Below are 20,125 nucleotides of genomic sequence, written 5' to 3' on the forward strand. Positions count from 1 at the left end.
CGCGCACCCTCCGGGGTGGGCGGGCCCGTCCGCGTGCCGGCGGGTGGGCGGGTCAGTGGGCCGAGTGGCGCTCGGCGCCGCGGTGGCGGTGGCCCTTGAGCTCGGCGTGGGCCGGCAGGGCGCCGGTGCGGGCCCGCTCCTCGGGGCCGCCGCGGCCACCGTGCGCGAACGGGTCGGCACCGGCCAGGGCCGCGTAGGACCCGTGGGCGGCCGTGCCGCCAGTGCCGGTCCTGGTGTGCAGCACCGGGCCGACGGGGCGCTGGCCGCCACTGTTGGTCATCATGCCGCGGCGCTCCAGCAGGTCCTGGGTGCCACGGCGCAGCTTGCTGCTGGGTGTGGCTCGTCTGGTCATCTCCGGCCTCCCATCGCTCTCCTTCTGCGATGGTATGTCCGATGGTGTCCGATTCAACCCCTGAAGACGACGAGCCGTAATGGCCGACCTGCCAGGTGGGCCATTACGGCTCGGACGCCGCCCCGCTCGGCGGGTCAGAACGGGAACCGGCTGCGCCCGTGCTGGATCGAGATCCACTTGACCGTGGTGAACGCCTCGACGGTGGCCTCGCCGTTGAGCCGGCCCACGCCCGAGTTCTTCTCGCCGCCGAACGGCACGATCGGCTCGTCCGCGATGGTCCCGTCGTTCACGTGGATCATCCCGCTCTCGATCCGCTGCGCCACCCGCACGCCGCGCTCCACCGAGCCGCTGTGCACGGCGCCGCTGAGCCCGAACGGGGTGTCGTTGGCGATCGCCACCGCCTCGTCCTCGCCGTCGAACGGGACCACCATGACCACCGGCCCGAACAGCTCGCGGTGCAGCAGCGGGTGGCCGGCCGGCACGTCGGTGAGCACCACCGGGTCCATCAGCGTCCCGACGGTGCTGCCGCGCAGCAGCACCGTCGCCCCGTCGGCGACCACCTGGTCGACCTGGGCGGTGATGGACTCGGCCTGGGTGCTGTTGATCAGCGGGCCGATCTGGGTGGCCGGGTCGGCCGGGTCGCCCACCTTGAGCGTCCGGATCTTGGCGACGAACTTCTCGGTGAACGCGGCGAGCACCGAGCGGTCCACCAGCACCCGGTTGGCCGCCATGCAGACCTGGCCCTGGTGCGCGAAGCGGCTGAACACCGCCGCGTCCACCGCGTAGTCCAGGTCGGCGTCGTCCAGCACGATCAGCGCGCTGTTGCCGCCCAGTTCCAGCACCGAGCGCTTGAAGTGCGAGGCCGCCACGGTGGCCACGTGCCGGCCGACCTTGTCCGAGCCGGTGAAGGCGATCACCTTGGGCACCGGGTGCTCGACGAAGGCGTCGCCGATCTCCGCGATGTCGGTGACCAGCACGTTGAGCAGACCGGCCGGCAGTCCGGCGTCCTCGAGGATCTTGGCGATCAGCGTGCCGCCGGTGATCGGGGCGTCCTGGTGCGGCTTGAGCACCACGCCGTTGCCCAGCGCCAGCGCCGGGGCGACACCCTTGATCGACAGGAAGAGCGGGAAGTTGAACGGGCTGATCACGCCGACCACGCCGACCGGCAGCCGGTACAGCCGGTTCTCCTTGCCGTCCACCGGCGACGGCAGGATCCGGCCCTCGGGGCGGATCGCCAGCTGCATCGCCTCGCGCAGCATGTCCTTGGTCAGCGCGAGCTCGAAGCCGGCCTTGAGGTAGGTGCCGCCGAGCTCGGCGATGATCGTCTCGGTGATCTGCTGCTCGCGCTCCTCGACCAGGCGCAGCGCCCGCTCGAAGACCAGCCGGCGCTGGTACGGGTTGGTCTGCGCCCACTCCCGCTGCGCGCGGGCGGCCGCCCGGTAGGCCTCGTCGACCTCGGCGACCGTCGCCACCGTGATGGAGGCGAGCTTCTCCCCGTTGAACGGGTTGATGTCGACGATGTCCCACGAGCCGCTGCCCGGGCGCCACTGGCCGTCGATGTACTGCAGGGCGAGTTCCGAAAAGTAGGACACCTGACTCCCCTTCGCGTGTGTGCGCGATATCCAGCCGACGTGTTCCCCCGGGCTGACTGGGGATCATCCTACTGATGCGTCATGCTTCCTGATGCAGTGTCCGGAGAAGCTCGCGGCTGCGTTCGACCGTGAGGCTGTCCACCCGCAGCCGCTCCAGGGTGTCCCGGTACTCCTCCACCTCGCGCGGGCGGTCCAGGTAGAGCGCGGTGGTGAACTGCTCCAGGTACACCACCTCGGCCAGGTCCGGCTCGCGGAAGGAGAGCAGCGAGAAGGTGCCGCTCTCGGCGCCGGCGGTGGCGACGCCGAGCGGCATCACGTGGATCTCGATCCCCGGGCGCTCGGTCAGCTCCAGCAGCCGGGCCAGCTGACCGCGCATCACCTCGGGCCCGCCGCACGGGCGGCGCAGCGCCGCCTCGTCGATCACCGCGAGCAGGTGCGGCGGGTGCTCCCCGCCCAGCAGCCGCTGGCGGCGCATCCGCACCTCGACCCGGCGCTCGATCTCGCGCTGCCCGGCGGCGATCGAGCCCAGCTCGACCACCGCCCGGGCGTAGGCCTCGGTCTGCAGCAGGCCGGGGACGAACTGCACCTCGTAGGAGGAGATCGCGCCGGCCGCCTCCTCGAAGCCGAGGTAGGTCTGGAACCAGGCGGGCACCACGTCGGCGAAGTCGTGCCACCAGGGCACCTCGTTGGCCGTGCGGACCATGCCGAGCAGTTCGGCGCGCTGGTTGCTGTCGCCGACCCCGTACAGGGTGAGCAGGTCGGCCACGTCCCGCTCCTTGAAGCTGACCCGGCCCAGTTCCATCCGGCCGATCTTCGACTCGGAGGCCCGGATCTCGTAGCCGGCGTCCTCCCGGCTGACCCCCTGCGCCTCGCGCAGCCGGCGCAGCTGCGAGCCGAGCACCAGCCGTCGGACCGTCACCCCGCTGCCGGACTGCCCCGTGCCGTTCATCGCGCTGCCTCCCCTGGCGCTGTCACGGACGGCAGTCTGCCATGTATAACCGTCAACAACCACGGGTGGAAGCTGTGAGTTCGCACTGGGCGTCCGCAGGCCGTCCACCACTCGGCGCAGACCGGTCGGACGGCCGGACGGGCTCCCTCGCCGGCGCCGAACGGCCTTGTCAGTGAGCCGTGTTGCCCATCCGCGCGAGCAGTGCCAGGGCGGGCGGCTGGGCCAGCGCGGTGACCGCCAGGAAGAGCCAGGGCAGCACGGCGCCGTGACCGAGCAGCAGGGTCAGCAGGCCGGGAGCCACCGCCTGGCCGACGTTCCAGGACAGCTGGTAGACGCCGAGGTAGCGCCCGCGCAGCCGGGGGTCGGCGAGGTCGACGCTGAGCTCCTCGGCGAACGGGGTGCGCATCGTCTCGGCCAGGTTGTAGAGGAACATCGCCAGGAACAGCCCCGCCACCACGGCCACCCCGGGCGCGGCGGCCAGCAGCGCGAACAGGCCGAAGGCGAGCGCGTTGACGAGACTGGCCGCCGCCACCGCCCGGGTGGGGCGCAGCCGCTCCAGCCGGGCCGCCACCGGGCCCTGGGTGAGCACCACCTGCAGGCCGTTCATCATCAGCAGCGCGCCGGCCAGCCAGGCCGGGCGGTGCAGCGCGAGGCTGACGTAGACGGCCAGCAGCAGGCTGGTGATCAGCGAGCCGAACACGTTGGCCAGGTTGATCGCGACCAGCAGCAGGTAGCGCCGGTCCCGCAGCACCGCGCGGTAACTGCCCGGGGTCGCCGCCTCGGTGGCCGGCTCCGCCGCCGCGGGCGCGGGCGCCGCGGCCGGGCGCCACAGCAGCAGCAGCGCGGCCGCCAGCAGGTAGCTGCCGGCGTTCAGCGCCACCACCGGGCGCAGCGCGCCGAATCCGACCAGTGCCGCGCCCAGTGCCGCGCCGACCGCCAGGCCCGCGTTGCGCACCGTCTGCACCAGGGCGAACCAGCGGGTGCGCGGACCGCCGCCCGCCGCCAGCACCACCAGCCCGGTGCTGCTGGTCCAGTAGGCCACCGCGCCGACCTGGGCCAGCCAGCTCACCAGCACCACCTGCCAGAGCTGGTGGGCCGTCAGGAAGCCCGCGTAGGCCAGGGCGGAGAGCGCGTTGCCGGCCACCGCCGTCGCGCGCGCCCCGAACCGGTCGATCAGCCGGCCGGTGACGACCGCGGTCGGCAGCGCCAGCAGGCGGGCGGTGGTGAGCGCCGCGCCGACCGCGGTGACCGGGAGCGCGGTGGTGCGCACGAAGTAGACCAGGACGAAGCTGAGCACCACGCCGGTGCCCAGGGAGTCGACCAGGTGGGCCCCGACCAGGGGGCGCTGCCCGGCGGTGCGGGGCAGTCCGAGGGAGATCGCTGTCGCCATGGCGCCAGCCTCTCGGGCATGATCACCGGTGCCCACAGATTTCGTCCTGCTCGAATCCCCGGAGCGTCCGTGTTCACCCTGCGCTTCTCCGCCCAGGACCTGGCCGCCACCCGCTTCGCCGTCTCCCGGCTGCGCGAGGTGGTCTGCGCCGTGCAGGTGCTCAAGGACGTCGGCGCCCGCGCCCTCCACCTGCCGTGGGTGCGGCAGGCCCGCGAGCGGTTGGCCGGGGTCGACTACCCGCTGCTGGACCAGCTGGTGCCGATGCCCGCCTGGCACCTGCCGAACTTCCTGGCCCCGGCGCCCACCGCCACCGCTCCCTCGCTGGCCGCCGAGCTGGACCGGCTGCGGGCCACCCCTGCCGACCAGCTGCGCAGCCAACTCGCCCGGCTGGGCGAGCCGTTGCCACCGCTGGTGGCCGAGCTGGCGGCCGCGGGGACGGCCGGCCTGGACCGGCTGGCCGGTGAGATCGAGGCCTTCTGGGACGCGGCCGTGGCCCCGCACTGGCCCCGGATGGAGCGGCTGCTCGAGGGCGACGTGCTGCACCGGGCCCGGCGGATGGCCCAGGGCGGTCCGGCCGCGCTCTTCGACGGCCTGCACCCCAAGGTCGGCTGGCAGGACGACGAGCTGCGGATCGTCCAGCGCCGGCAGACCGCCGGACGGAGCCTGGCCGCCGGGCGCGGCCTGGTGCTGGTGCCCTCGGTCTTCATCTGGCCCGGCGCGGTCTTCGAGAGCGACGAGACCCGCTACCAACCCGGCCTGTGCTACCCGGCGCGCGGCATCGCCACCCTGTGGGAGCGCGGCGGCGCCGCCCCGCCCGAGGCACTGGCGGCGCTGCTGGGACGCGGCCGGGCCCAGCTGCTGGCCGAGCTCGACTCCCCCGCCTCCACCACCGAACTGGCCGCCCGGACCGGCCAGTCGGCCCCCAACGTCTCGCACCACCTGGCCGTCCTGCACGCGGCCGGCCTGCTCGCCCGCCACCGCACCGGGCGCAGCGTCCTGTACCTGCGCACCGCGCTGGCCGAGGCGCTGCTGCACGGCTGACCGCGGACATGTCGACGGCGCCTACCCCCCTTGGTCGGGGACGGGGCAGGCGCCGTCGTTGGTGCTCCGCTGAGGGACCGGCGGCTCTGACGGGTCAGCGGCAGCCCGGCTGGCCGGGCGGTGTGCGGGAGGGTAGGACCGCCGCACGGCGGTCGGGTCGCGCCCCGGCCGGAGCCGGGTCGCGGGGGTTCTCGGGTCAGACCACCAGCGGGCGGTCCGTGGGCCGGATCGGCGCGGGCAGCGCGGTCTTGCCGCCCAGGTACGCGTCCACCGCGGCGGCGGTGGAACGGCCCTCGGCGATCGCCCAGACGATCAGCGACTGGCCGCGGCCGGCGTCGCCGCAGACGAAGACGCCATCGACGTTGGTGGCGAACTTTCCGTCCCGGGCGATGTTACCCCGGGCGTCCAGCTCGACGCCCAGCTGGTCCACCAGACCGTTCTTCTGGTCGGTGCCGGTGAAGCCCATGGCCAGCGTGACCAGCTGCGCCGGGATCGCCCGCTCGGTGCCGGGGACCGGCTCGAAGCGGCCGTCCTTGAACTCCACCTCGACCAGGTGCAGCTCCTGGACGTTGCCGTCCTCGTCGCCGGTGAAGTGGGTGGTGTTGACGGAGTAGACCCGCTCACCGCCCTCCTCGTGCGCGGAGGTGACCTTGTAGACCATCGGCATGGTCGGCCACGGCTGGCCGGTCGGCCGGTCGTCGCTCGGACGCGGCATGATCTCCAGCTGGGTGACCGAGGCGGCCCCCTGGCGCAGCGCGGTGCCCAGGCAGTCGGCGCCGGTGTCACCGCCGCCGATCACGATGACGTGCTTGCCCTTGGCGCTGATCGGGGAGTCGACGTAGTCGCCCTCCTGCACCTTGTTGGCCAGCGGCAGGTACTCCATCGCCTGGTGGATGCCCTGGAGCTCGCGGCCGGGCACCGGCAGGTCGCGCGCGGTGGTGGCGCCGGCCGCGACCACGACCGCGTCGAACCGGTTGCGCAGGTCCTGGCCGGTGAGGTCCTCGCCCACGTGCACGCCGGTGCGGAACCGGGTGCCCTCCGCGCGCATCTGCTCGACGCGGCGGTTGATGTGGCGCTTCTCCATCTTGAACTCGGGGATGCCGTAGCGCAGCAGGCCGCCGATCCGGTCGGCGCGCTCGTAGACCACCACGGTGTGGCCGGCCCGGGTCAGCTGCTGGGCGGCGGCCAGGCCCGCGGGGCCGGAGCCGACCACGGCGACCGTCTTGCCGGACAGGCGCTCGGGCGCCTGCGGGCGCACCCCGCCGTTGTCCCAGGCCTTGTCGATGATGGTGACCTCGACGTTCTTGATGGTCACCGCGTCCTGGTTGATCCCCAGCACGCAGGCCGACTCGCACGGCGCCGGGCACAGCCGCCCGGTGAACTCCGGGAAGTTGTTGGTCGCGTGCAGCCGCTCGATGGCACCGGACCAGTCGTCGCGGAAGGCCAGGTCGTTCCACTCGGGGATCAGGTTCCCCAGCGGACAGCCGTTGTGGCAGAACGGGATGCCGCAGTCCATGCAGCGGCCGGCCTGCTTGGTGATGATCGGCAGGAGGCTGCGCTCGACGTAGACCTCGTTCCAGTCACGGAGCCGAACGTCGACCGGGCGGCGCTCCGCCAACTGCTTGGGCGTGGTCAGGAAGCCCTTGGGGTCAGCCATGTGCCGCCTCCATCATCTTCGCGGTGGTCTCGGACTCGGAGAGCCCGTCGCGCTCAGCGGCGTCCTTGGCGGCGAGCACTGCCTTGTAGTCGGTGGGCATGATCTTGGAGAAGCGGCTGACACCGCTGCCCCAGTCGGCCAGCAGCTCGGCGGCGACCGTCGAGCCGGTCTCCTCGTAGTGCTGCTGCACGGTCTCGCGCAGCCATTCGCGGTCCTTGGCGTCGGGGGCCTCGATGCCCACCAGGCCGCCGTTGACGTTGGCCGGGCGCAGGTCGAGCACGTAGGCGATGCCGCCGGACATGCCCGCCGCCAGGTTGCGGCCGGTCTCGCCGAGGACGACCACCCGGCCGCCGGTCATGTACTCCAGGCCGTGGTCGCCCACGCCCTCCACCACCAGGGTGGCACCGGAGTTGCGCACCGCGAACCGCTCGCCGGCCTTGCCGCGCAGGTGGATCCGGCCCGAGGTGGCGCCGTAGCCGATGGTGTTGCCCGCGATCACGTGGGCCTGGGCGTCGGCGCCGATGGCGGCGGCGTCCCGGGCCGGGCGGACCACGATCACGCCGCCGGACAGGCCCTTGCCGACGTAGTCGTTGGCGTCGCCCTCCAGCCGCAGCGTGATGCCGGCCGGCACGAAGGCGCCGAACGACTGGCCGGCCGAGCCGGTGAAGGTCACGTCGATGGTGCCCTCCGGCAGGCCCGCGCCGCGGTACCGCTTGGTCACCTCGTGGCCGAGCATGGTGCCGACCGTGCGGTTGACGTTGCGGATCGGCAGCTGGATCCGCACCGCCTCGCCGCGCTCCAGGGCGTCCTCGGCCAGCTCGATCAGCTGGTTGTCGAGCGCCTTGTCCAGCGCGTGGTCCTGGCTGGTGGTGCAGTGCCGGGCCGCGCCCGCGGGCAGCTCGGGCACGTGGAACAGCGGGGCCAGGTCCAGGCCGGCCGCCTTCCAGTGGTCGACCGCGCCGGTCGCGTCGATGTGCTCGGCGTGGCCGACCGCCTCCTCGATCGAGCGGAAGCCCAGCTCCGCGAGGATCTCGCGGACCTCCTCGGCGATGAACTCGAAGAAGTTGACGACGAACTCCGGCTTGCCGGAGAAGCGCTCGCGCAGCACCGGGTTCTGCGTGGCCACGCCGACCGGGCAGGTGTCCAGGTGGCAGACCCGCATCATGATGCAGCCGGAGACCACCAGCGGGGCGGTCGCGAAGCCGAACTCCTCGGCACCGAGCAGCGCGGCGATCACCACGTCGCGGCCGGTCTTCAGCTGGCCGTCGGTCTGCACCACGATCCGGTCGCGCAGGCCGTTCAGCAGCAGGGTCTGCTGGGTCTCGGCCAGGCCGAGCTCCCAGGGGCCGCCCGCGTGCTTGAGCGAGGTCAGCGGCGAGGCGCCGGTGCCGCCGTCGTGGCCGGAGACCAGCACCACGTCGGCGTGCGCCTTCGAGACACCCGCGGCCACCGTGCCGACGCCGACCTCGGAGACCAGCTTCACGTGGATGCGGGCGGCCGGGTTGGCGTTCTTGAGGTCGTGGATCAGCTGAGCCAGGTCCTCGATGGAGTAGATGTCGTGGTGCGGCGGCGGCGAGATCAGGCCGACGCCCGGGGTCGAGTGCCGGGTCCGGGCCACCCACGGGTAGACCTTGTGGCCGGGCAGCTGGCCGCCCTCGCCGGGCTTGGCGCCCTGGGCCATCTTGATCTGGATGTCGTCGGCGTTGACCAGGTACTCGGAGGTGACGCCGAACCGACCGGAGGCGACCTGCTTGATCGCCGAGCGGCGGGCCGGGTCGTACAGGCGCTCCGGGTCCTCGCCGCCCTCACCGGTGTTGGACTTGCCGCCCAGCCGGTTCATCGCGATGGCCAGCGTCTCGTGCGCCTCCATCGAGATGGAGCCGTAGGACATGGCGCCGGTGGAGAACCGCTTGACGATCTCGGAGACCGGCTCGACCTCGTCGATCGAGATCGGGGCGCGGCCCTTGGCGTCGAACTTGAACAGGCCGCGCAGCGTCATCAGGCGCTCGGACTGCTCGTTCACCCGGCCGGTGTACTGCTTGAAGATGTCGTACCGGCGGGCCCGGGTGGAGTGCTGCAGCCGGAAGACCGTGTCCGGGTCGAACAGGTGCGGCTCGCCCTCGCGGCGCCACTGGTACTCGCCGCCGATCTCCAGCGCGCGGTGCGCGGCCGTGATTCCGGAGGCCGGGTAGGCCTTGGCGTGCCGGGCGGCCACCTCCTTGGCGATCTCGGCCAGGCCGATGCCGCCGAGCTTGGTGGTGGTGCCGGCGAAGTAGCTGTCGACCGTCTCCTGGGACAGGCCGATGACCTCGAAGACCTGCGCGCCGCGGTAGGAGGCGACGGTGGAGATGCCCATCTTGGACATCACCTTCAGCACGCCCTTGCCGAGCGCCTTGATCAGGTTCTTGATCGCCTTCTCCGGCTCGATGCCGGTCAGGAAGGTGCCCTGGGCGACCAGGTCCTCGACCGACTCCATCGCCAGGTACGGGTTGACCGCGCTGGCGCCGTAGCCGATCAGCAGCGCCACGTGGTGCACCTCGCGCACGTCACCGGCCTCGACCAGCAGCGAGACCTTGGTGCGCTGCTTGGTGCGGATCAGGTGGTGGTGCACCGCGGAGGTGAGCAGCAGCGAGGGGATCGGGGCGTGCTCGGCGTCCGAGTGGCGGTCGGAGAGCACGATGATCCGGGCGCCGTCGGCGATCGCCGCGTCCGCCTCCGCCGCGATCTCGGTCAGCCGCGCGGCCAGCGCCTCGCCACCGCCGCCGACCTTGTACAGGCCGGAGAGGGTGACCGCCTTCAGGCCGGGCTGGTCGCCGTCGTGGTTGATGTGGATCAGCTTCGCCAGCTCGTCGTTGTCGATCACCGGGAAGGTGATGCCGACCGAGCGGCAGTGCGCGGCCTCGGCCGCCAGCAGGTTGCCCTCCGGGCCGAGGTTGCTGAGCAGGGAGGTGACCAGCTCCTCGCGGATCGCGTCCAGCGGCGGGTTGGTGACCTGCGCGAACAGCTGCACGAAGTAGTCGAAGATCAGCCGGGGCTTCTCGGACAGCGCGGCGATCGGCGAGTCGGTGCCCATCGAGCCGAGCGCCTCGGCGCCGGTCTTGGCCATCGGCGCGATGATGACCCGCAGCTCCTCCTCGGTGTACCCGAAGGTCTGCTGACGGCGGGTCACCGAGGCGTGGGTGTGCGCGATGTGCTCGCGCTCGGGCAGCTCGGCCAGCTCGATCTGGCCGGCCGCCACCCACTCCTGGTAGGGGTGCTCGGCGGCCAGCGCGGCCTTGAGCTCCTCGTCGGGGACCAGGCGGTGCTCGGCGGTGTCGATCAGGAACATCCGGCCCGGCTGCAGACGGCCCTTCTGGACCACCTTCTCCTGCGGCAGGTCGAGCACGCCGACCTCGGAGGAGAGCACGACCAGGCCGTCCTCGGTGATCCAGTACCGGGCCGGGCGCAGGCCGTTGCGGTCCAGCACGGCGCCGATCTGGGTGCCGTCGGTGAAGGTGACGCAGGCCGGTCCGTCCCAGGGCTCCATCAGGTTGGAGTGGTACTGGTAGAAGGCGCGCCGCGCCGGGTCCATGGTGGCGTGGTTCTCCCAGGCCTCCGGGATCATCATCAGCACCGAGTGCGGCAGCGAGCGGCCGCCCAGGTGGAGCAGCTCCAGCACCTCGTCGAAGGAGGCGGAGTCGGAGTGGTCCGGGGTGCAGATCGGGAAGATCCGGCTCAGGTCCTGCCCGTTCCGGTTGTCCGGGATCAGGTCCGTGGCCAGCTGCGACTCGCGCGCGGTCATCCAGTTCCGGTTGCCCTTGACGGTATTGATCTCACCGTTGTGCGCGACGAACCGGTACGGGTGGGCCAGCGGCCAGCTGGGGAAGGTGTTGGTGGAGAACCGGGAGTGCACCAGGCCGATCGCCGAGGCGAACAGCCGGTCCGACAGGTCCGGGAAGAAGGGCTCCAGCTGGCCGGTGGTCAGCATGCCCTTGTAGACGATGGTGCGGGCGGAGAGCGAGGGGAAGTACACCCCGGCCTCGCGCTCGGCGCGCTTGCGGACCACGAAGGCGACCCGGTCCAGCGCCACGCCGGCCTTGCCCTCGGCGGCGAGGAAGAGCTGGCGGAACCGCGGCATCACCGAGCGGGCGGTGGCGCCCAGCAGGTCGGGAGCGATCGGCACGTCGCGCCAGCCGAGGACGGTCAGGCCCTCCTCGTCGGCGATCGCCTCGATGGCGGCGACGGCCTGCGCGTCGGCGGCGTCGTCGTCCGGCAGGAAGGCGGTGCCCACCGCGTAGCCGCCGGCGGCCGGCAGCTCGAAGGACACCTGGGCGCGCAGGAAGGCGTCCGGGATCTGGGTCAGGATGCCGGCGCCGTCGCCGGAGTCCGGCTCGGCCCCGGTGGCGCCGCGGTGCTCCAGGTTGCGCAGCACGGTGAGCGCCTGCTCGACGATGGTGTGGTCGGCGATGCCGGTCAGCGTGGCGACGAAGCCGACGCCGCAGGCGTCGTGCTCGTTTCGCGGGTCGTACAGGCCCTGAGCAGCAGGTCGCGCATCCGGAACGAGCGCGTACGGGGAGCTCGCGCTGCCCTGGGGCTCGTTGGCGGAGTGCATGGATGCAGACAGCATCGGCTCTCCCGTCGTCGTCTTGAGCATTTGGGGGTGCCGCCCGGCCGATGGCCGGGGGTTCACGTGCAACAGGGACGACGTTGGCCCTCTGCGATTTCGTGCAGGTTACATGATGCCGCAAGTCCCGGGAAGTGGAATCTTTCGTCCACATGGCGGACAAGGCCGCAGCTCAGAGGCCCTTACCTGCAGGTAGCCCGGAGACGGGGCTCACCTCAGTGTGCCCTGTCCCCGCAGGGGTGAAACAGCGCCGAAACGGCGGCGGCCGGCCCGGTCGAGCCGGCCGCCTGCGAATTCACGCGTTCGGCTCCGCCGTGGGCGACGGAGTGATGGCCGAGGGCCGTTTCGACCGCAAATTCTGCATGCCTATGCAGTGCGGTGGGTGATATTACACACACCGCGGATCAGCCGACGTGGCCGCCGATCAACGAGCCCAGCAGGTAGGTGACACCCGCCGCGGCCCCGCCGAGGACCAGCTGGCGCAGCCCGGAGAACCACCAGCTGCGCGCCGTCACCCGGGCCACGACCGCGCCGCAGCCGAACAGGCCGAGCACCGCCAGCACCAGCGCGGGCAGCAGCGAGGTGGCCCCCAGCAGGTAGGGCAGCAGCGGCAGCAGCGCGCCCAGCGCGAAGCAGGCGAACGAGGAGGCGGCGGCGACCAGCGGACTGGGCAGGTCGTGCGGGTCGATGCCCAGCTCCTCCCGGGCGTGCACCTCCACCGCCCGCTCGGGGTCCCGGGTCAGCTGCTCGGCCACCTGGCGGGCCAGCTCCGGCTCGACGCCGCGGGATATGTAGACCTGGGCCAGCTCGGCCAGCTCGCCCTGCGGGTTGCGGCGCAGCTCGATCCGCTCCGCCTCGATCTCCGCCTCCACCAGCTCCCGCTGCGAGGCCACCGAGGTGTACTCCCCCGCCGCCATCGAGCAGGCGCCGGCCGCCAGACCCGCCAGGCCGGTCAGCACCACGGTGCTGTTGCCCGCCGAACCGCCGACCACGCCGGTCATCAGGGCGAAGTTGGACACCAGGCCGTCCATGGCGCCGAACACCGCCGGGCGCAGCCAGCCGCCGTTGACGTCGCGGTGGTGGTCGGCGTCGGGGATCCGGGGGGCGGTGGGCTCCTCGTCGACGATTTCGGTGATGGTGGCGCTCATGGTGGCGGCCCTCCCTGGTGCAGCGTGCTCCCCCCAGGCAGCGGCCCGGGCGTCCTATCAGCCTCGAAGCTAGCCCGATGATCTGACGTTTTCCAGCAAGCCAGGACTGGCTAACCTGGGCTGACCTGCGAATTCGCCGTTCAAGTGTCCACTGGTCAAGACAACGGGCCCCGGAGTGCACGCACTCCGGGGCCCGTGGTGACGGTGGGTCAGACGGCACCGTTCTGCTTCGACTCCTGCTGCGGCTGCTCGGCGTCCGGACCGGCCGCCTGCTCGGCACCCGCCCCGGGGTCGGCGCCCGGACCGTCGACCGGCTCCCCGGCCTGCTCCCCGGTCGACTCGCCCGCCTGCTCCGCCGCGGCCGCGGCCCGCTCCTCGCGCGCCGCCGGGTCGATGCTGTCCGGGTCCTCCCGGCCCGGCCGCAGCCGGCCGACGACCACGAAGTACACGACCGCGCCGACGAAGACCACGATCGAGGTCCAGTCGTTCAGCCGCAGGCCCCAGAAGTGGTGCGCCTCGTCCACCCGCAGGTACTCGATCCAGAACCGGCCCACGGTGTACGCCGCGACGTAGAGCGCGAAGGCCCGGCCGTGCCCGAGCCGGAACCGCCGGTCCGCCCAGATCACCAGCGCGGCGACACCCACGCACCAGAGCGACTCGTACAGGAAGGTGGGCTGGTAGATGCCGTCGGTGACCGAGCCGTCCGGGTTCACCTTGTGGATGTGCAGGCCCCAGGGCAGCGTGGTGGCCCGGCCGTACAGCTCCTGGTTGAACCAGTTCCCCCAGCGCCCGCAGGCCTGGGCCAGCGCGATCCCGGGGGCCACCGCGTCCGCCCAGGCCGGCAGCGGCACGCCGCGCCGGCGGGCGCCGATCCAGGCGCCGACCGCGCCGAGCGCGATCGCGCCCCAGATGCCCAGGCCGCCCTCCCAGATCTTGAAGGCGTTCCACGGGTTCTGCCCGGGATCGAAGTAGAGCTGGTGGTCGGTGATCACGTGGTAGAGCCGGCCGCCGACCAGACCGAACGGCACCGCCCAGACCGCGATGTCGCCGACCGTGTGCTTGGCTCCGCCGCGCGCGACCCAGCGCTTGCTGCCGAGCCAGACGGCCACGACGACACCGATGATGATGCAGAAGGCGTACGCGCGCAGCGGGATCGGTCCGAGGTGGATGACGCCCCGCGACGGGCTCGGGATGTAAGCGAGTTCCATGGCAGGTCCGACGCTACCGCGTGCCGACCTCGGTTCCGGCATCGCCCGGGGTACCGGTTCGGACACGGCACCCCGGGCGACGGGTGGGACCGGCTACGAACCGCCGCCGGAGGGCTGCAGCGCCGGGTCGCTCTCGGCCGCGGTGCTGGTCGGCGCGGGGCTGGCCGAGGCGTTGCCGGTGGTGCCCAGTTGCTTGCCCTGGTTGGCCTCGTTCACCCACTTCACCAGGTTGTCGGGGGTGATCTCCTCGTCGCCGTTCTTGGGGTAGATCGGCTTGCCGTTGAGCAGCACGGTCGGGGTGGAGGTGTAGCCGGACTTGTCGAAGTCCTGCTCGACGGCGGAGACCCAGCTGCCGAACTTGTTGGTGTTGACGCAGGCCTCGAAGGCGGGCGAGTCGAGCCCCGGCACCTGCTTGGCCAGGTCGATCAGCTTGGACTTGTCCTTCCAGGCGTCGACCGTCTCGTCCGGCTGGTTGCGGTAGAGCACGTCGTGGTACGCCCGGAAGTAGCCGGCGTCCTGGGCGCAGGCCAGCGCGTTGGCCCCGTTCTTGGAGCCCTTGCCGCCGTCGTGCCGGTCGATGAACGAGACGATGTGGTAGTTCCCGTAGAGCTTGCCCTGGTCCTGCAGCTGGTCCACGGTGGGCGCGAACTCGCGCTCGAACTGGCCGCAGGCCGGGCACCTGGGGTCCTCGTACACGGTGAGCGTGGAGGGGGCGTTGGCCGGGCCGTCCGGGATCACCAGGTTCTTGTTGCCGATCGCGCCGGCCGGGGCCGCGCTCGGCGTGTCCGAACTGGACCGGCTGCTCTGCACCGCGATGCCGATCCCGGCGGCGACCGCCAGCACGGCCACCACGGCGCCCACGATCAGCAGCTTCTTCTTCCGGGCGTCCTTGGACTCCTGGGCGGCCCGCTCCTCCAGCATCCGCTCGCGGGCGGTCCGCTTGCCTGATCGGTTCTTGTCGCTCATGCCTTCTGCTTCCGGGGATCGACGGTCAGGGGGTTCAGGCGGCCAGCCAGCCGTCCACCGAGAACTTGGAGCGCGGCTTGACCACCAGCCAGCCGGCCAGCAGCAGGAAGCCGCAGTCGCGCAGGATCTCCTGGCCGTACTCGGTCTGCGACTTGTCCACCGCGCCGCCGCCGCCGAAGCAGCCGCAGTCGATCGAGATGCCGCGCGCCCAGGCCGAGCTGATGCCGGCGATGAAGGTGAGCAGCAGCAGCACCGAGACCACCGCGGCGATCCGCACCCCGAGCCCGACCAGCAGCAGCACCGCCAGCGCCAGTTCGAGGAACGGCAGCCCGTAGCCGACCGGCTTGACCAGCCCCTCGGGCAGGATCCGGTAGGCCCGCACCGCCTGGGCGGCCACCGCCGGGTCGGAGATCTTGGCGAGGCCGGCCCAGGCCCAGACCACCGCCAGGCCGAGCCGGGCCGCGAGGCTGACCCACTCGAGTGCCCCGCCACCGCCCGTGCCACTGGCCGCGCGCCCTGCCATGCCGCCTCCCCCGCTCGGTCCTCCGCTCCCGCCGGAGCTTCCTGATGAACCGTAGGGGATTTGGACCGATTACTCCAAGCTCGTCGTATTCATCCCGATACGGGACGTGACGTCATCGGTCCGGTGCGGGGGCGTGCCGCGGGCTCGGCTGCTGGCTCTGGTGCGCGGCCCGCTCGGCCCCCCGCCTGGCCAGCGCGTGCCCCACCGCGTCCTCGCCGCCGTACGCCACCAGCAGCGCCAGCGCGGCGGCGGCCGCCCTGACCAGGACCGCACGGTGCAGGCCGACCACGGCGGGCCTCCTCGGAGCCGGAACGACGGACTGGGAACGCATCGGGAGTACCCGAACGGAAGGGCTGGCAGCCGTTCCCCACGGGACACCTGATGCAACGTCAGCCGATCGGGGATGACACGAGCGGCTGCCCCGATTCACCCGCACGGGCGAGCGCGGAGCCCTCCCGGACGCGCACAGCAGAACGGCCCGCCACCCCTTCCGGGGTGACGGGCCGTCGAGTGCCGCGGCGCGTCAGCGCGAGCGCACGCCCTGCGCCAGGTCGGCCGCCAGCGCGCGCACCGCGGCGAGCGCGGCCGCCTCGTCGCCGTCGGCCTCCAGGATCCGCTGCACGAAGGCCGAGCCGACGATCACGCCGTCCGCGAAGCCGGCCACCTCGGCGGCCTGGTCCGCGGTGGAGACGCCCAGGCCCACGCAGACCGGCAGCTCGGTGGTGGCCCTGGTGCGGGCGACCAGGTCCTCGGCCAGCTCGCCGACCTGGGCCCGGCTGCCGGTCACGCCCATCACCGCGGCCGCGTAGACGAAGCCGCTGCCGGCCGCGGTCACCTCGGCCAGCCGCTTGTCCTGGCTGGACGGGGCGACCACGAAGACGGTGTCCAGGCCGTGCTCGGCGGCGGCCTTGCGCCACTCGACCGACTCCTCGACCGGCAGGTCCGGCAGGATCACCCCGGCCCCGCCGGCCGCCGCCAGGTCGGCGGCGAACCGGGCGGTGCCGTAGCGGTCCACCGGGTTCCAGTAGGTCATCACCAGCACCGCGGCCGCCGGGTGCGCCGCGGCCACCTCCTGCACGGTGCGCAGCACGTCCTTGATCCGCACGCCGCCGCGCAGCGCGATGTCGTCCGCGGTCTGGATGGTCGGGCCGTCCAGCACCGGGTCGGAGTGCGGCAGGCCGACCTCGACCACGTCGCAGCCGCCCTCCAGGAGGGCGTTGACCGCGTTGATCCCGCCCTCGACGGTCGGGAAGCCGGCCGGCAGGTAGCCGATCAGCGCGGCCCGGCCCTCGGCCTTGGCCGCCGCCAGGACGGCCGTGAGCTTGCTGGTCATCGGTTCTCCCCCTGGGCGGGCTCGTCGTACAGGCCGAAGTACTGGGCGGCGGTGTGCATGTCCTTGTCGCCGCGGCCGGACAGGCTGACCAGGATGGTGGCGTCCGGTCCCAGCTCGCGGCCCAGCTCCAGCGCGCCGGCCAGCGCGTGCGCGCTCTCGATGGCCGGGATGATGCCCTCGGTGCGCGACAGCAGGCGCAGTGCCTGCATCGCCGCGTCGTCGGTGACCGGGCGGTACTCGGCCCGGCCGGTGTCCTTCAGCCAGGCGTGCTCGGGGCCGACCCCGGGGTAGTCCAGGCCGGCCGAGATCGAGTGGCTCTCGATGGTCTGGCCGTCCTCGTCCTGCAGCACGTAGGTGCGGGCGCCGTGCAGCACGCCCGGGTCGCCCTTGGTCAGGGTGGCCGCGTGGCGCGGGGTGTCGGCGCCCTCGCCGGCCGCCTCGCAGCCGATCAGCCGCACCCCGGCGTCCGGGATGAACTCGTGGAAGATGCCCATCGCGTTGGAGCCGCCGCCCACGCAGGCCACCACCGCGTCCGGCAGCGCGCCGGTCCGCTCCAGCACCTGGGCCCGGGCCTCGATGCCGATCACCCGGTGGAAGTCGCGCACCATGGCCGGGAACGGGTGCGGGCCGGCCACCGTGCCGAACAGGTAGTGGGTGGAGTCGACGTTGGCCACCCAGTCGCGGAAGGCCTCGTTGATCGCGTCCTTGAGGGTGCGGCTGCCGGACTTGACGGCCACCACCTCGGCGCCGAGCATCCGCATCCGGGCGACGTTCAGCGCCTGGCGCTGGGTGTCCACCTCGCCCATGTAGATGGTGCAGTCGAAGCCGAACAGCGCGCAGGCGGTGGCGGTGGCCACGCCGTGCTGGCCCGCGCCGGTCTCGGCGATGATCCGGGTCTTGCCCATCCGGCGGGTGAGCAGCGCCTGGCCCAGCACGTTGTTGATCTTGTGCGAGCCGGTGTGGTTGAGGTCCTCGCGCTTGAGCAGCACCCGGGCCCCGCCGGCCTCGGCGGAGAACCGGTGCACGTCGGTGAGCGGGCTCGGGCGGCCGGTGTAGTCCTTGAGCAGCAGGTCGAGCTCGGCGGTGAAGGCCGGGTCGTTCTTGGCCTTCTCGTACTCCTCGGCCACCTGCTCCACGGCGGCGATCAGCGCCTCCGGGATGAAGCGGCCGCCGTAGGCGCCGAAGTAGCCGCGGGCGTCGGGCACCTGCGGGCCGGTCGGAAGGTCGGACATGGTGATCCTTCGTGATGGTCGGTCGGACGGAACGGGTTCAGCCGTGCGTCCGGCGCCATCGCCGACCGGGGACCTGCCCGGGCTCGCAACCGATCACGTAGCGCACCCGCCGGCCCAGCACCCGGCGCGCCGGGGCGCGGCAGCCGCGCGGGCGGCAGCCGGCCTGCAGGCGGGCGGCGAGGGCCATCGGGTCAGCCCTTGTTGCGCAGGGCCGGGTGGGCGCCGGCGGCCACCAGGTCGGCCACCGCCGCCTTGGGGTCCTTGCCGGTCACCAGCGACTCGCCGACCAGCACCGCGTCGGCGCCCTCGTTGGCGTAGGCGATCAGGTCGTGCGGGCCGCGCACGCCGGACTCGGCGACCTTGACGATGCTGCCGGGGATCAGGTGCGCCACGTTGGCGAAGGTGTTGCGGTCCACCTCGAGGGTCTTCAGGTTGCGGGCGTTGACCCCGATGATCCGCGCGCCGGCGTCCACCGCGCGGCGGATCTCCTCCTCGTCGTGCACCTCGACCAGCGGGGTCAGCCCGATCGACTCGGCCCGCTCGATCAGCGAGACCAGGGCCGGCTGGTCCAGCGCCGCGACGATCAGCAGCGCCAGGTCCGCACCGTGCGCCCGGGCCTCCCAGAGCTGGTAGGCGGTGACGATGAAGTCCTTGCGCAGCACCGGGGTGTCCACCGCGGCCCGGACGGCGTCCAGGTCGGCCAGCGAGCCGCCGAACCGGCGCTGCTCGGTGAGCACGCTGATCGCGGCCGCGCCGCCGGCGGCGTAGTCGCGGGCCAGTGCGGCCGGGTCGGCGATGGCGGCCAGCGCACCCTTGGACGGGCTGGACCGCTTGACCTCGCAGATCACGCGGATGCTCTCGCCGCGCAGCGCGGCGACGCCGTCCTTGGCGTCGCGGGCCTTGGCGGCCAGCTCCTTGAGCTCGTCCAGGGAGACCCGGGCCTGGCGCTCCGCGAGGTCCTGCCGGACCCCGTCGATGATCTCGTCGAGCACGGTCATGCGCCCGCCTCCTTAGGCTCGCTTCGCTCGCTCACGACAGGCGCCCCCGTCAGTCTGCTAGCCGGAACATGCGTCCGGGACGGCGCGGAAGGGCACCGATCCGCAACCCCCGTCAGCACCTCGATGGTATCGGCACCGGGGCGCGCGGGGCGCATCCGCCCGGCGCGCGTCTCGCCCAGCGGACCGCCCGCTGAGCAGGTCGGACGCCTCCCGGCCGAGCGGTGGACGCGCGGCGGGGTCAGACCAGCGGCGGTGCGAGCGAGGCGCCGGCGGGCAGGTTGCGCAGCACCGTGAAGCCGACCAGCACCAGCAGCAGCACGACGGTGCCGGTGCGGCCCAGGGCCGGGCGGGGCGGCCGGCCGCCGGTGAGCGCGGCCCGGACCCAGCCGAGCCAGAGCCCCCCGAGCACCAGGAAGAGCACCACGGCGAGCAGGTTGTCGTGGATCGCCCCGTTGAGGTCGCCGCGGGTCAGCGCGTGCACGCAGCGCAGGCCGCCGCAACCGGGGCACCACCAGCCGGTGGCCTGGAGGAACGGGCAGGTCGGGTAGTGGCCGGGTCGGTTGGGGTCCACCGCACCGATGTACAGGGTGGGCAGCGCCACGGCGGTCAGCGCGGCGAACGGGCGGGCGAGGCGGCGCAGCGCGGCGGGGGCGCCGGCCGGGGTGCTGGGGGCGGTCACGGGCCGATTGTCCCCCGGCCGGGTGGGTGGTGCGTTACGCCGCGCGGGTGGCCGGGCGCACGGGCCGCGGTGCGCGCCGGGCCCCGAACGCACGGACCGGGGCGCCCGCCGTCGCGGCGGCGCCCCGGTCCGGGAAGCTGCTGGATGCCTCAGTGGGCGCCGGCGCCGACCGCCTCCGGGGTGCCCGCCGCACGCGCCGCACGGAACTCGGCCTTGTACTTCTCCACCGACGCGTCGGGCTGCTTGCCCAGGCCGGCACCCTTCATCGCGAGGCCGACCGCGCCGGCGACGACGAACGCCACCACGAGGCCCGCCACCACGATCAGCGTGGAGGCCATGATCATGCCGGCGCCGGAGATGCAGAAGCCGACGAAGCTGATGACCACACCGGTCCAGGCCGCGGGGGTGTGTCCGTGGGCTTGCTTAGACATCTGGGTGCTCCTAGGTTTTGCGG

At 72.8% G+C, this 20,125-nt stretch carries 18 protein-coding genes; 1 reads left to right on the plus strand and 17 read right to left on the minus strand.

Annotation, left to right across the window (positions count from 1 at the left end):
• Positions 1 to 52: 52 nt before the first annotated feature.
• The 4 genes from ACFW1A_RS14050 to ACFW1A_RS14065 all read right to left on the minus strand — a co-directional run bounded on the left by ACFW1A_RS14050 (position 53) and on the right by ACFW1A_RS14065 (position 4,283).
• A complete protein-coding gene (locus tag ACFW1A_RS14050; protein ID WP_380408603.1) occupies positions 53 to 352 on the minus strand; it encodes a hypothetical protein in 300 nt (99 codons plus the stop codon).
• A gap of 134 nt (positions 353 to 486) precedes the next feature.
• Complete coding sequence (locus tag ACFW1A_RS14055) at positions 487 to 1,944, minus strand: aldehyde dehydrogenase family protein (protein WP_380408605.1); 1,458 nt, start codon at positions 1,942 to 1,944, stop codon at positions 487 to 489.
• 79 nt (positions 1,945 to 2,023) lie between these two features.
• Entirely contained in the window at positions 2,024 to 2,893 is an 870-nt protein-coding gene (locus tag ACFW1A_RS14060) for a helix-turn-helix domain-containing protein (protein WP_380408607.1), read from the minus strand.
• A 169-nt stretch (positions 2,894 to 3,062) separates the two neighbouring features.
• The gene (locus ACFW1A_RS14065) at positions 3,063 to 4,283 is read right to left on the minus strand and encodes an MFS transporter (RefSeq protein WP_380408610.1); all 1,221 of its coding nucleotides are present in this window, start codon (positions 4,281 to 4,283) and stop codon (positions 3,063 to 3,065) included.
• Positions 4,284 to 4,352: 69 nt separating this feature from the next.
• On the opposite strand from ACFW1A_RS14065, the gene ACFW1A_RS14070 reads away from it, so the two are divergent.
• A complete protein-coding gene (locus ACFW1A_RS14070) occupies positions 4,353 to 5,324 on the plus strand; it encodes a DUF5937 family protein (protein WP_380408614.1) in 972 nt (323 codons plus the stop codon).
• A gap of 196 nt (positions 5,325 to 5,520) precedes the next feature.
• On the opposite strand, the gene ACFW1A_RS14075 is transcribed toward ACFW1A_RS14070, so the two are convergent.
• From ACFW1A_RS14075 to ACFW1A_RS14135, 13 genes are all read right to left on the minus strand, one after another.
• On the minus strand, positions 5,521 to 6,981 hold the full coding sequence (locus ACFW1A_RS14075; protein ID WP_380408616.1) for a glutamate synthase subunit beta: 1,461 nt from the start codon (positions 6,979 to 6,981) through the stop codon (positions 5,521 to 5,523).
• Positions 6,974 to 11,587, minus strand: a complete 4,614-nt coding sequence (gene gltB, locus ACFW1A_RS14080) for a glutamate synthase large subunit (RefSeq protein ID WP_380408618.1) — start codon at positions 11,585 to 11,587, stop codon at positions 6,974 to 6,976. The genes ACFW1A_RS14075 and gltB overlap by 8 nt, the downstream gene beginning before the upstream one ends.
• Before the next feature lie 401 nt (positions 11,588 to 11,988).
• The gene (locus ACFW1A_RS14085; RefSeq protein WP_380408620.1) at positions 11,989 to 12,732 is read right to left on the minus strand and encodes a VIT1/CCC1 transporter family protein; all 744 of its coding nucleotides are present in this window, start codon (positions 12,730 to 12,732) and stop codon (positions 11,989 to 11,991) included.
• A gap of 209 nt (positions 12,733 to 12,941) precedes the next feature.
• On the minus strand, positions 12,942 to 13,940 hold the full coding sequence (lgt, locus tag ACFW1A_RS14090) for a prolipoprotein diacylglyceryl transferase (protein WP_380408622.1): 999 nt from the start codon (positions 13,938 to 13,940) through the stop codon (positions 12,942 to 12,944).
• Between the two features lie 93 nt (positions 13,941 to 14,033).
• Positions 14,034 to 14,906, minus strand: coding sequence for a DsbA family protein (locus tag ACFW1A_RS14095; RefSeq protein ID WP_380408624.1), 873 nt, complete (start codon positions 14,904 to 14,906; stop codon positions 14,034 to 14,036).
• 34 nt (positions 14,907 to 14,940) lie between these two features.
• Positions 14,941 to 15,429, minus strand: a complete 489-nt coding sequence (locus ACFW1A_RS14100; protein ID WP_380408626.1) for a MauE/DoxX family redox-associated membrane protein — start codon at positions 15,427 to 15,429, stop codon at positions 14,941 to 14,943.
• Between the two features lie 112 nt (positions 15,430 to 15,541).
• Positions 15,542 to 15,718: a hypothetical protein gene (locus ACFW1A_RS14105; RefSeq protein WP_380408628.1), complete on the minus strand. Its 177-nt coding sequence runs from the start codon at positions 15,716 to 15,718 to the stop codon at positions 15,542 to 15,544.
• Between the two features lie 234 nt (positions 15,719 to 15,952).
• Positions 15,953 to 16,762, minus strand: coding sequence for a tryptophan synthase subunit alpha (trpA, locus tag ACFW1A_RS14110; protein ID WP_380408630.1), 810 nt, complete (start codon positions 16,760 to 16,762; stop codon positions 15,953 to 15,955).
• Positions 16,759 to 17,994, minus strand: coding sequence for a tryptophan synthase subunit beta (gene trpB / locus ACFW1A_RS14115; protein WP_380408632.1), 1,236 nt, complete (start codon positions 17,992 to 17,994; stop codon positions 16,759 to 16,761). The genes trpA and trpB overlap by 4 nt, the downstream gene beginning before the upstream one ends.
• Positions 17,995 to 18,031: 37 nt before the next feature.
• Positions 18,032 to 18,181, minus strand: a complete 150-nt coding sequence (gene trpM / locus ACFW1A_RS14120) for a tryptophan biosynthesis modulator TrpM (RefSeq protein WP_380408634.1) — start codon at positions 18,179 to 18,181, stop codon at positions 18,032 to 18,034.
• Positions 18,182 to 18,185: 4 nt separating this feature from the next.
• Entirely contained in the window at positions 18,186 to 18,992 is an 807-nt protein-coding gene (gene trpC / locus ACFW1A_RS14125; RefSeq protein WP_380408636.1) for an indole-3-glycerol phosphate synthase TrpC, read from the minus strand.
• Positions 18,993 to 19,230: 238 nt separating this feature from the next.
• A complete protein-coding gene (locus ACFW1A_RS14130) occupies positions 19,231 to 19,671 on the minus strand; it encodes a DUF2752 domain-containing protein (RefSeq protein WP_380408638.1) in 441 nt (146 codons plus the stop codon).
• A 149-nt stretch (positions 19,672 to 19,820) separates the two neighbouring features.
• Entirely contained in the window at positions 19,821 to 20,102 is a 282-nt protein-coding gene (locus tag ACFW1A_RS14135) for an HGxxPAAW family protein (RefSeq protein WP_380408640.1), read from the minus strand.
• Positions 20,103 to 20,125: the final 23 nt, after the last annotated feature.

The sequence above is a fragment of the Kitasatospora sp. NPDC058965 genome (assembly GCF_042741245.1).
Classification (GTDB): domain Bacteria; phylum Actinomycetota; class Actinomycetes; order Streptomycetales; family Streptomycetaceae; genus Kitasatospora.

Coding starts and splice junctions, on each gene's coding strand:
- ACFW1A_RS14060 (WP_380408607.1), bottom strand. CDS start 2,893: ATGAACGGCACGGGGCAGTCCGGCAGCGGGGTGACGGTCCGACGGCTG.
- ACFW1A_RS14065 (WP_380408610.1), bottom strand. CDS start 4,283: ATGGCGACAGCGATCTCCCTCGGACTGCCCCGCACCGCCGGGCAGCGC.
- trpA (WP_380408630.1), bottom strand. CDS start 16,762: ATGACCAGCAAGCTCACGGCCGTCCTGGCGGCGGCCAAGGCCGAGGGC.
- gltB (WP_380408618.1), bottom strand. CDS start 11,587: ATGCTGTCTGCATCCATGCACTCCGCCAACGAGCCCCAGGGCAGCGCG.
- ACFW1A_RS14075 (WP_380408616.1), bottom strand. CDS start 6,981: ATGGCTGACCCCAAGGGCTTCCTGACCACGCCCAAGCAGTTGGCGGAG.
- trpB (WP_380408632.1), bottom strand. CDS start 17,994: ATGTCCGACCTTCCGACCGGCCCGCAGGTGCCCGACGCCCGCGGCTAC.
- ACFW1A_RS14050 (WP_380408603.1), bottom strand. CDS start 352: ATGACCAGACGAGCCACACCCAGCAGCAAGCTGCGCCGTGGCACCCAG.
- trpC (WP_380408636.1), bottom strand. CDS start 18,992: ATGACCGTGCTCGACGAGATCATCGACGGGGTCCGGCAGGACCTCGCG.
- ACFW1A_RS14100 (WP_380408626.1), bottom strand. CDS start 15,429: ATGGCAGGGCGCGCGGCCAGTGGCACGGGCGGTGGCGGGGCACTCGAG.
- ACFW1A_RS14135 (WP_380408640.1), bottom strand. CDS start 20,102: ATGTCTAAGCAAGCCCACGGACACACCCCCGCGGCCTGGACCGGTGTG.
- trpM (WP_380408634.1), bottom strand. CDS start 18,181: ATGGCCCTCGCCGCCCGCCTGCAGGCCGGCTGCCGCCCGCGCGGCTGC.
- ACFW1A_RS14095 (WP_380408624.1), bottom strand. CDS start 14,906: ATGAGCGACAAGAACCGATCAGGCAAGCGGACCGCCCGCGAGCGGATG.
- ACFW1A_RS14085 (WP_380408620.1), bottom strand. CDS start 12,732: ATGAGCGCCACCATCACCGAAATCGTCGACGAGGAGCCCACCGCCCCC.
- lgt (WP_380408622.1), bottom strand. CDS start 13,940: ATGGAACTCGCTTACATCCCGAGCCCGTCGCGGGGCGTCATCCACCTC.